Below are 9,586 nucleotides of genomic sequence, written 5' to 3'. Positions count from 1 at the left end.
TTTCTCCGCCCAGCCCGGCTGGGTCCTCAACGCCGACGAATACCCCACCCCCACCGAGTGAACCCGTCAACAATTTTCTACCCCCGACCTTCAGCGCCGAAGGGATAGTCATGTCCTCCAACATCGAATCCGCCGAACCGGGATCCGTGGCGAGCACGGAATCCGGTTCCGGCGCACCCACCCGAACGTACGAGCAGCGTCGTCGCCGGGCCATCGCCAGCGCCTGGGCCGGTTTCGGCGTCGACTCCTTTTCCATTTATGTGGTGTCGACCGCGCTGCTCCCGGCCATGGGGTACTTCCAGGCCAACCTCTCGCCCGACCAGTTGTCCATCTTCGTCGGCATGACCCTGGCGGCGACTCTGGTGGGCAGGCCGCTGGGTGCGCTGATCTTCGGTCACTTCGCCGACACCATCGGCAGGCGGCGGATCGGGTCCATCACCATCTACGGGTTCGGCGCGATTTCGTTGCTCATGGCATGTCTTCCCGGCGCGGAAGCCATCGGGGGCACGCTGGCCACCGCGCTCCTGATCGGCCTCCGGTTCGTGGAAGGCATCTTCCTCGGCGGTGAGTACACCGCGGCCACCCCGCTGGCACTGGAATACGCGCCGCCCGGCCGACGCGGCTTCATCGCGGGGTGCATCCAGTGTTCGGCCAGCGTGGGGCCGTTCGTGGTGGCGATCCTCGTGACGATCGTCCTGCTGTTCGCGCCGAACGCGGGCCTGCACTCGCCGTATGTCCAATGGGGATGGCGGATCCCGTTCGTCATCGGCGCCATTCTCGCCTTCATCGTCGCCTTCTACCTCCGTCGGCAGGTGGAGGACTCGGAGATCTTCAAGCAGACCGAGCCGGCCAAGGCGCCGCTGGCCAAGATGCTCAAGGGCAAGTCGGGCCGTGCCTTCATCCAGGCCTACCTGATCATGACCGGCGTGTTCATCGCGTCGAACATGAACATCAGCGTGCTGCCGCAGCTTCTGTTGAAGAACAAGGGTTTCACCGCGTCCGACCTGGCACACACCCAGCTGATCGTGGCGGCGCCCAGCGTCGCCGCCTACATCGTGTTCGCGTGGCTGGGTGACAAGATCGGCCGGAAACGGTCCCTCTACATCGCCGGTGCGCTCACCATCTTCGTCGCTCCGGTCACCCTGACGCTGGTCGCCAAGGGAGCCGTGCACGGCTGGGGCACCCTCACCCTCCTCGCCTGCATCACCGGTTTCTCCATCATCGGGCCGTTCGGTGTCGTCCCGGCGTACATCAACGAGCGGTTCACCACCGCGGTCCGGTCCTCGGGTTGGGGTGTCGCCTACAGCACCGCCGTGGTCGTCCCGTCGTTCTTCGCCTACTACCAGATCTGGTTGTCCCACCTCGTGCCCGCCGTCTACACGGCGGGTATCCTGGCCGCGCTGGGTGGTGTGATCATCCTGATCGCCACCCGGTCCGGTCCGGAGACGCGAGGCATCGACCTGCACGCTCTGGAAAAGCAGGCCGCGGCCATCTGAGTACCCTCCAGAACGACAAGCCTCGCCCGTGGAACTACGGTTTCCGCGGGCGGGGCTGTTTCATTCCGGAGCTGCCAGCTGATCGTGTCCTCACCGGCCTCTTCCGCCTGGTGGTGCGCGGCGAGGAGGTTGGCCCGTTCCGTTTCACACCAGGAGATCGCTTCCTCCACCGAGCGAAACGCACCGGCGCGGGCGGTGCCGGTGAGCGCGAGGCCGGCACGGCGGCGAGAGGGCACCAGCGCGGCACCGGCGGCGTCGGCCGTGGCCAGGTACCACTCCAGCATCCGGTGGACCGCCGCCGCGCGGACCGCTTCGCTTTCGTCGGCGGCGGCACGTTCGGCCGCGTACAACCGGATCAGGTCGTGCAGGTGAACCCAACAGAGACGATGTCGACGATGAGATCGAGTGCAATTTCGGCGCTGGTCCATCCGTGGGCTTCTTCCGGGAAACCACCCCATGGCCATCGCGTTTCGTCGTATTGTCCGGCAAGTGGGGATCGACGAGGAAACCAAGCGCTGGCTGGTGCGTCTTCGTACCCCGGACGGTCTCCTCGGCGCGGGCACCATGCTCGATTCCGAACACGTCCTCACCTGCGCGCACGTGCCCGGCGACGAAGCCGCGCTGGTGGAAATGATCGGGCTGCCCGGCGTTCCGGCCCGGAAGGCGGCCAGGCTGCCCGGATTCTGGGTGCCGGCGTTGGAGGACAGGCGGGGCGACGTGGCCGTGCTGAAGCTGGAGCGCCCCCAGGCCGAGGCACGGCCCGCGCCACTGCGCCGCATGCCGCTCAAGCGCGAGCAGAAGGTGTGGACCTTCGGCTTCTCGGATCTCGTCTCCGACGGCGCGTGGTGCCAGGCGGAACTTCTCGGCGCGGGTGGTCCCGGGGGCGAATGGGTGCAGTTGCATCACGTCAAGGGAGAGCCGATCGGCCCTGGTTTCAGCGGCGCGGCCGTCTTCGACGACGCCACGAACGAAATGGTGGGCATCCTGGTCAGCGCGCTGCTCGGCGTGACCGACCGCAGATCCTCGTGGATGATCCCGCTGGAGACCATCCTCGGCCACCTGCCCGGCCTCGCCCGGTGGGTCCGCGGCGAGCCCGCGGTGGACGAAAGTTTCACCCGGCGCGTCGATTCCGATCGCTGGAATCCGCGGCTCGGCCGGGAAATGACCGGCTGGCTCTCCCATGAACCGTCGGTGCGCGTGGTCACCACCGACGAGGCCGGTTCCCTGACCCTTCCGGTGGTTCTCGCCGACCGCGAGCGCCCGCGCACCACCGATTCCTTGCTGGCCGAGACCCCGCGCGACGCCGTCCCGCCGCCGGGCAGCATCGATCTCGCCATCGACGCGACCGGCAAGACGGCCGAACAGGTACGGACACGGATCAACGGCAGGCTGGGCGAGGAGTTCGCCGCTCCGACAACGCTGGTCGTGGACGCGATCGACGACGCCGCCGAACCCGGCGCGCTGGTCGGTGAAGTCGTCCTGCCCCTCATCCGCCGGGCGAACGAGTTACGGCTCCGGCTGTTCCTCGCCTTCCGCCGGAAATCCTCCCCGCACCTCGAGACCGTCCTGGGCGCGGTCCTGGACCGGCTGACCGCCCGGCTGGACGACCTCGCCACGCTCGAGGCGGGAAACATCGAGCAACAAAGCCATGTGGCGCAACGGTTCGTGGACATCAAGGAGGTGGAGGTCCGGGAGCCCCTGCTTCGCGGAACACTGCGGCTCCTGCGCGCGGCCGAATCCGACGGTGATTTCGAGTGGGTCGCCCGCCACGTCAACCAGTGCGAGCGCTCAGTGGCGGACGCGATCGCCGAAGCGACGGCCGTTCGCCGTGACTACGACGGGAAACTGGCCAGACGAGCCGAACTCCGCGCGCGCCTGAGCGCCTACGACCAGATGGCCCGCGACCTCGGCGTCGGGGAAAACGCGGAACTGGAAAGGCTTTTCGTCCTCGCGCGCCGCGCGCTCTGGGAAGGACCGTGCGACCTCGGCACCGCGGCGGCGCAAGTGCACGAGTTCGAGGCCGCGGTGCGGAGAAAGAGAAGAAAGTGACTGCGTGCCCCCGAGAAGACTGCGCCGGGACCATCGGTCCCACCGGGTTCTGCGATCGCTGCGGCCTTCGTCCCGGCGATCGTCCGGCCTCTGGTGGCGGCCGGGCCGTGGCCAGGCGCGGGCCGTCTCGTCCGGTCCCCGGGAGCATCACCAGCGCGACGACCGCGAGGCCACTGCCGACCACCGGCCACGGTTCGGGCTCGGAGGAGACCGCGCTCCCGGTGGTCCACCTGCCGCCGCCGGTGAGCCGGATCCAGGCCGAGGTGGACCTCCGGGAAGCGCACGCCCCCAAGCTCGCCAAGGGTGATCTCGTCGCCGGGCAGTACCGGGTCGAAGGCTGCATCACCCACGGCGGCTTCGGCTGGATCTACCTCGCCGTGGACCGCAACCTCGACAACCGCTACGTGGTGCTCAAGGGTTTGATCGACAGCGAGAACGAGGCCGCGGCCCGGCTCGCCGTCGCCGAAAGCCGGGTACTCGCGGCGTCCGAGCACCTGAACATCGTGCGGATCTACAACGTGGTCACCCATCCGGATCCGCACAAGGCCGATAGCCGGAACCGCTACATCGTGATGGATTTCGTCGGCGGGGTCTCGCTTTTCGAAATGATGACCGACCACGCCGGCGAACTGCGTGCCGAGCACGTGGCCAACTACGGCCGGGAGATCCTGGCCGCTCTCGGCTACCTGCACGATCAGGGCCTGCTCTACTGCGACATGTCACCCCAGAACGTGATCCAGGGGGAACATCGGGTCAAGGTGATCGACCTGGGCGCGATCCGGGAGATCGGTGACAAGGACAGCCCGATCGTGGGCACCCCGGACTACCGCGTCAGCGCGGCCGAGATCGCCGAGCACGGGCTGACCGTCCGGTCTGACATCTACTCGGTCGGCGCCACGCTGAAGGCCCTGCTCGAAGTCAGCGTGGACGGGATCAACCCGCCCCGGGAAATCAAGTCCGGCGTGCGCTCCCTGCGTCACGTGCTCGCCCGCGCGACGGCCGGATTCCACCAGCGCTACGCCAGTACCGCCGGCATGGCCGCGCAACTGGACGGAGTGCTGGCCGAACTCCACTCGCTCCGCGACGGCAGGCCGCGGCCCGCGGTGTCCAGTCTCTTCAGCGATACGGTGGCGTTGCTGGACGACGGACTCGGTCAGCCGCCGCCGCTGGACCGATGGCTGGAACTCGAACTCCCCGGTTTCACCGACGGACGCCCGTCCCCCGCCTCCGCCGTCTCGGCGCTTCCGGTACCCACGCCGGAGGAGAACGCGGAAGTGGAAACCCAGTTCCGCCTCGGCCGGGTAAGGCTGGCACGGGCCGACCCCGAGGGCGCGGAGGAATGCTTCCTCCTGGCCCGGGCCGGACTCGGGGACCGCGCGCACCAGAACTGGCGGATGATCTGGCACATGGCCCTGTTGATGTTGGCGAACGAGGATTTCGGTTCGGCCGGCGAGCTTTTCGGTGAGGTCTACTGGAATCTTCCCGGCGAACAGGCACCGAAGATCGCGCTGGGCTACTGCGCGGAATCCGGAACGGAGATCCAGACCGCCGAACAGTATTACCACGCGGTCTGGACCCGGGACCGTTCCCAGGTGAGTGCCGCTTTCGGGCTGGCAAGGATTCACCTGTCCCGTGGCAGCCGGGACAAGGCCGTGGACGTGCTCGGCGAAGTCCCCGAGGCGTCGAGGCATCACGACGCGGCGGCGATCGCCGCGATCCGGGTCCTGGCGGCGACGCTGCCCAACGGTGGCCCACCGGATCCGGAAGATCTCCAGGCCGCGAGGAAACGGCTGGAAGGACTGGATCTGGACAGCGAGGAAGCGCTCGACCGGCTGGCCACGATCGTGCGGGAGACGGAACTGGAACTCGCCGGGCCACGGCGGAAGAAGGAGGCCCGCATCGCGCTGGCGGGCGCCTACCGGAAGCTCGCGCGGCAGGCCCGCAACCGGAACGAGCACGGCGTCCTCGTCGACCGCGCCAACGAAGTCCGTCCCAGAACGAAATTCGAGCACGAATAGGCGGAAAAGCAGACCGGCATGGAATTCGATCTCCAGGTACACCAGAACAAGTTCCTCAGTGAGGGCGACACCACGATGACCGCCGTGGTGACGCTCGCGGCGAAGACCGGGCAGGCGCCGGAGGCGGAGGTCGAGGCCGCCGAGGTGTTGCTGGTCGACTGTTCCACGTCGATGCGATGGCCCGTGGCCAAGATCGTCGCCGCCCGCCAGGCGGCGGCCGCCGCGATCGACGTGCTGCGCGACGGGGTGTTCTTCGCGGTGGTGGCCGGAACCACGCGGGCCAGGCAGGTCTACCCCGAGCGGGGCATGGCGCGAGCCGACCGGTGGAGTAGGACCGAGGCGAAAACCCAGGTGTGGACGCTGGCCGCGGACGGCGGAACGGCGATCGGCACCTGGCTGACCATGGCGGGGAACCTCCTCGCCGAGCATCCCGGCGCGGTACGCCACGCCATCCTGCTCACCGACGGTCAGAACCAGGCGGAGTCCTCCGAGCAGCTCGGCCGTGTGCTGGACGCCTGCGAAGGCCGGTTCACCTGCGACGCGCGGGGCATCGGCGAAGACTGGGATCCGGCCGAACTGACCCGGATCGTCACGGTCCTGCGCGGCACCGCCGACTCGGTGGTCGACGAGAAGGACCTCGCCGAGGACTTCCGGCGCCTGACCGAGCACGCGATGCTCAAGACGGTGCCGGACGTCCGGTTACGGCTCGCGGCCATGCCGTTCAGCCGGCTCGACTTCGTCAAACAGGTCCATCCCATGGAGTACGACCTGACCGGACGGCTGCAGCGGACCGAGGCGAATCTGATGGAACTCTCGACGGGGGCGTGGTCGGAGGGCGAGGAGCGGGAATACCTGGTCGGCTTCGAGTTCTCGCCGGGTGAGGTCACCTACGGCCAGGACACGCAACTGGGCTGGCTGCAGGTGGCTTCCGGACCCGGCGATCCGGTGCCGGTCATCGGCAACCGGACGCGCGACCCCGTCGAGGCCACCCGGATCGACCCGAAGGTGCAGAAATACACCGTGCAGGGCGAACTCGCGCAGGCCATGGACGAGGGTTTCGCGGCATACCAGGCCAAAGACCTGGAAAAGGCACAGCGAGCCTGGGGACGCGCCGTCCGACTGACCGTCGAATCGCCCAACGACGAGATGCGCAAGCGGCTGGCACAGCTGGTCGACGTGATCGACGCGGCCAAGGGCGACGTGCGGCTGAAGGAAAACCTGACCCGCAGCCAGATCATGCACGCCGTGCTCGGCTCCCGGATCTCCACCTACGAGGCCGCGGTGGCCGGCGGCGGACCACGGGAACCCAGGGAGATCCCCTGCCCGCACTGCGGTTCCCGTCATCCGGCCGAAGAACGCCTGTGCCCCAAGACATTCAGGAAGATCCGATGACACAACGGGTTTCGCGGGCACGCGAGTTGCTGCTCTGGCTCACGGCCGGGCTCCTGACCGCCACCCTCGCCTTCGTCATCACCTCTTTCACGGTCTGGGACGGGGTGCAGGGCACCGCGGAGACGGTGCGCGACCGCACCGCACCGGCGATCCTGTCCACGATCGGCGCGAAAGTGGAGTTGCTGACGGCCAACGCGGCGGCCGTGCAGAGCTTCGGCTCCGGTGATGTCGTCCGCTCGGGGCCGGGCCGTGACTATCAGGACCAGATCGCGCTCGCGAGCCAGAACCTGGCCCAGTCGGCCGGGCTGAACGAAGCCGGGGACAAGGCGACCAGCGAGCTCCAGGTGATCGAGGCGCTCCTCACCCAGTACAGCGGTGAGATCGAGCAGGCGGACGCGCGATACCGGCAGCCCGGCGAAAGCACGCTCGGTCTCGCCGACCTGTGGGTGGCCTCGCGCATGGTGGACGACCAGCGCGAGGGTGTACGAGTGCTCCTGGACGGTCTGGTGAGCGACCAGGAACAGGCGCTGGCTCAGCAGGTTGCCCCGGCCTGGGCGAATCCGGTGCTGTGGCTGGTTCCGGCGGGGGTCCTGCTGGTGCTCCTCGTCTGGACACAGTGGACGTTCTCCCGGCGGTTCCGCCGCATCTTCAACCCGCAGCTGATCGCGGCGACCGCGCTGCTCGCCACCGCCATCGGCATCGGCGTCTGGTGGACGGCGGGCGTGAACGCGCATCTCCGGGAGACCCGCGTCGCGGTCCAAACGGTGGTCGACAGCCGGAACGACCAGGCGAGCCAGGCCGACGCGGCCCGCGTCGCGAAGTTGCGGCAGTTCCTCGACGACCGCTGTGGTCCGGGCCGGTGCGGAACGGCGGTCGCCGATCTCGCACCCGGTCCGGCCACGGTTCCCACCGCCCTGACCGACCACGACGTTTCCGCGCAGACGGAGGACGTCGGTCTCGCGACGGAGGGGGCTTCGAGCGGCGGATGGCTGCGGTGGGTGCTGCCGGGCACCGGCATCGTCATCGGCGTGCTCACCGGCTGGGGTTTGTGGCGGCGACTCGACGAATACAGGTACCAGGCATGAAGAAGGCATTGTTGTTCATCGTCGTGCTGCTCGCGGCCGGGCTGACCTCGTGCACGAGCGCGATGGCGCACACCGTGTCGATCCTCGCGATCTGGACGGCCGAGGAGGCGGCCCCGTTCAAGCACACCTTGGACGAACTGGGCGTCAAATACACCTACGTCGGCACCCGCGCGGCCTCCCAGGTGCTGGCCTCGGACATCCAGAAGGGCACCCCACCGGACATCGCGATCCTGCCCAGCCCGAACGATCTCGCGCGGTATCTCCCCAAGGAGCCGGCGAAGATCCGCTCCGGCGAACTCCATCCGGTCGGTGACGTGGCGGCCGCGGACCAGCAGCCGTGGCTGCTGTCGAATTCGGCGCACCGGTTGTCCACCGTCACCGTGCAGATGGGGGACAAGAGCTTCTTGTGGTACCGGCCACCAGCACCATCGGAGCCACCGGGTCTGACCTGGGAGAAGCTGACCGCGCTCAAGCCGGTCTGTCTCGGCCTGGAGTCGCTGTCCACGACGGGGTGGCCCGCCACCGACTGGATCGAGGACATCCTGCTGCACCAGTCCGGTTTCGACTTCTACCAGCAGTGGGCCCAGGGCAAGCTGCCCTGGACCGCGCAGCAGGTCCGGGACGCCTGGCAGACGTGGGGAGCGATGAACGACGACGGGGTCGCTCCGGTCCTGACGGACTTCCACAGTCCGATACCGACGGGTTCGGACTGCCGGGTGCTGCACCAGACGAGCGATCCGGCCAAAAATGACTTCGTCCGCACCGGCTTTCCCACCAAGCCGGGGGTGAAATCGGCGATGGAGGTCGCCGCGGACTCCGCGGGCCTGTTCACCGACAGTCCCGAAGCCGCGAAACTCGTCGGTGAACTGGCGGCCAAGAACGCCAAGGATGCCGCACCCCTGCTCTCCCCCACGTCGGGCACGCGCTGTTTCGACGCCTCGGACCTGATGCCCGCACCGATGACCGACGCGTTCTATCGCGCCGCGCTGGCCTATCAGATCGATCACGGCCGGCTCGGCGCGCTCCTGGACGATCTGGAGAAGACCAGGGTGGAAACGGCCCCGGGCAAGTGGTTCGGCAACGATGTCTGCCGGGAAGGACAGGAATGAGCGAGTTGGTGCGGTTCCCGCTGGAGGGTGACGGTTCCGTGCTGGTGGAGGTGGCGGAGCCACCCGGCGTGACCAGGGTCGCCCGGCCCGGTGACCTGCCGAAAACCGCGAAGGAGACCTTCGAGAAGGCCCTGCTCCAGGTTCGCGACGTGGCGAACGCGGCGTTCGGGCAGCTGCGGTCGATGAGCAGGCAACCGGACGAAATCGAGATCAAGTTCGGGGTCAAGCTGGACGCCCAGGCCGGTGCGGTGATCGCCAGGACGGGCGTCCAGGGGCATCTCGAAGTGAAGCTGAAGTGGCAGCGCAGCGCCGTTCCCGCTCCGGAAGGGGAAGAGACGGTATAGCGCTTCGGACGCGGCGGGCCGCCTTCCGGTTTCCTGGAAGGCGGTCTTTTTCGCGCTGCCCGAGGGGACTTGACACGGGGTGGACAATAAAAA

The 9,586-nt window shown here is 68.2% G+C and carries 7 protein-coding genes; all 7 read left to right on the top strand.

The features are described from left to right. Positions 1-110: 110 nt before the first annotated feature. The 7 genes from ACFSXZ_RS25775 (at position 111) to ACFSXZ_RS25745 (ending at position 9,493) form a co-directional block, all read left to right on the top strand. The gene (locus ACFSXZ_RS25775) at positions 111-1,496 is read left to right on the top strand and encodes an MFS transporter (protein WP_378267773.1); all 1,386 of its coding nucleotides are present in this window, start codon (positions 111-113) and stop codon (positions 1,494-1,496) included. Between the two features lie 489 nt (positions 1,497-1,985). Continuing rightward, a complete protein-coding gene (locus ACFSXZ_RS25770) occupies positions 1,986-3,545 on the top strand; it encodes a trypsin-like peptidase domain-containing protein (protein WP_378267772.1) in 1,560 nt (519 codons plus the stop codon). A 107-nt stretch (positions 3,546-3,652) separates the two neighbouring features. After that, positions 3,653-5,563 carry a serine/threonine protein kinase gene (locus ACFSXZ_RS25765; RefSeq protein ID WP_378267771.1) on the top strand — a complete coding sequence of 637 codons (1,911 nt, stop codon included), beginning with the start codon at positions 3,653-3,655 and terminating at the stop codon, positions 5,561-5,563. 18 nt (positions 5,564-5,581) lie between these two features. Beyond that, positions 5,582-6,955 (top strand): VWA domain-containing protein, encoded by a 1,374-nt coding sequence (locus ACFSXZ_RS25760; RefSeq protein WP_378267770.1) that lies wholly within the window; start codon positions 5,582-5,584, stop codon positions 6,953-6,955. Then, on the top strand, positions 6,952-8,040 hold the full coding sequence (locus ACFSXZ_RS25755) for a hypothetical protein (protein WP_378267769.1): 1,089 nt from the start codon (positions 6,952-6,954) through the stop codon (positions 8,038-8,040). The genes ACFSXZ_RS25760 and ACFSXZ_RS25755 overlap by 4 nt, the downstream gene beginning before the upstream one ends. Then, a complete protein-coding gene (locus ACFSXZ_RS25750) occupies positions 8,037-9,149 on the top strand; it encodes an extracellular solute-binding protein (RefSeq protein WP_378267768.1) in 1,113 nt (370 codons plus the stop codon). The genes ACFSXZ_RS25755 and ACFSXZ_RS25750 overlap by 4 nt, the downstream gene beginning before the upstream one ends. Further along, on the top strand, positions 9,146-9,493 hold the full coding sequence (locus tag ACFSXZ_RS25745; RefSeq protein ID WP_378267767.1) for a CU044_2847 family protein: 348 nt from the start codon (positions 9,146-9,148) through the stop codon (positions 9,491-9,493). Before ACFSXZ_RS25750 ends, ACFSXZ_RS25745 begins: the two co-directional genes overlap by 4 nt. The last annotated feature ends 93 nt before the right edge of the window (positions 9,494-9,586 follow it).

The sequence above is a fragment of the Amycolatopsis pigmentata genome, from assembly GCF_042684065.1.
Lineage (GTDB): Bacteria > Actinomycetota > Actinomycetes > Mycobacteriales > Pseudonocardiaceae > Amycolatopsis_E > Amycolatopsis_E pigmentata.
Note: the sequence above shows the minus strand (reverse complement) of the source record. Positions and strands in the feature narration are given on the sequence as shown.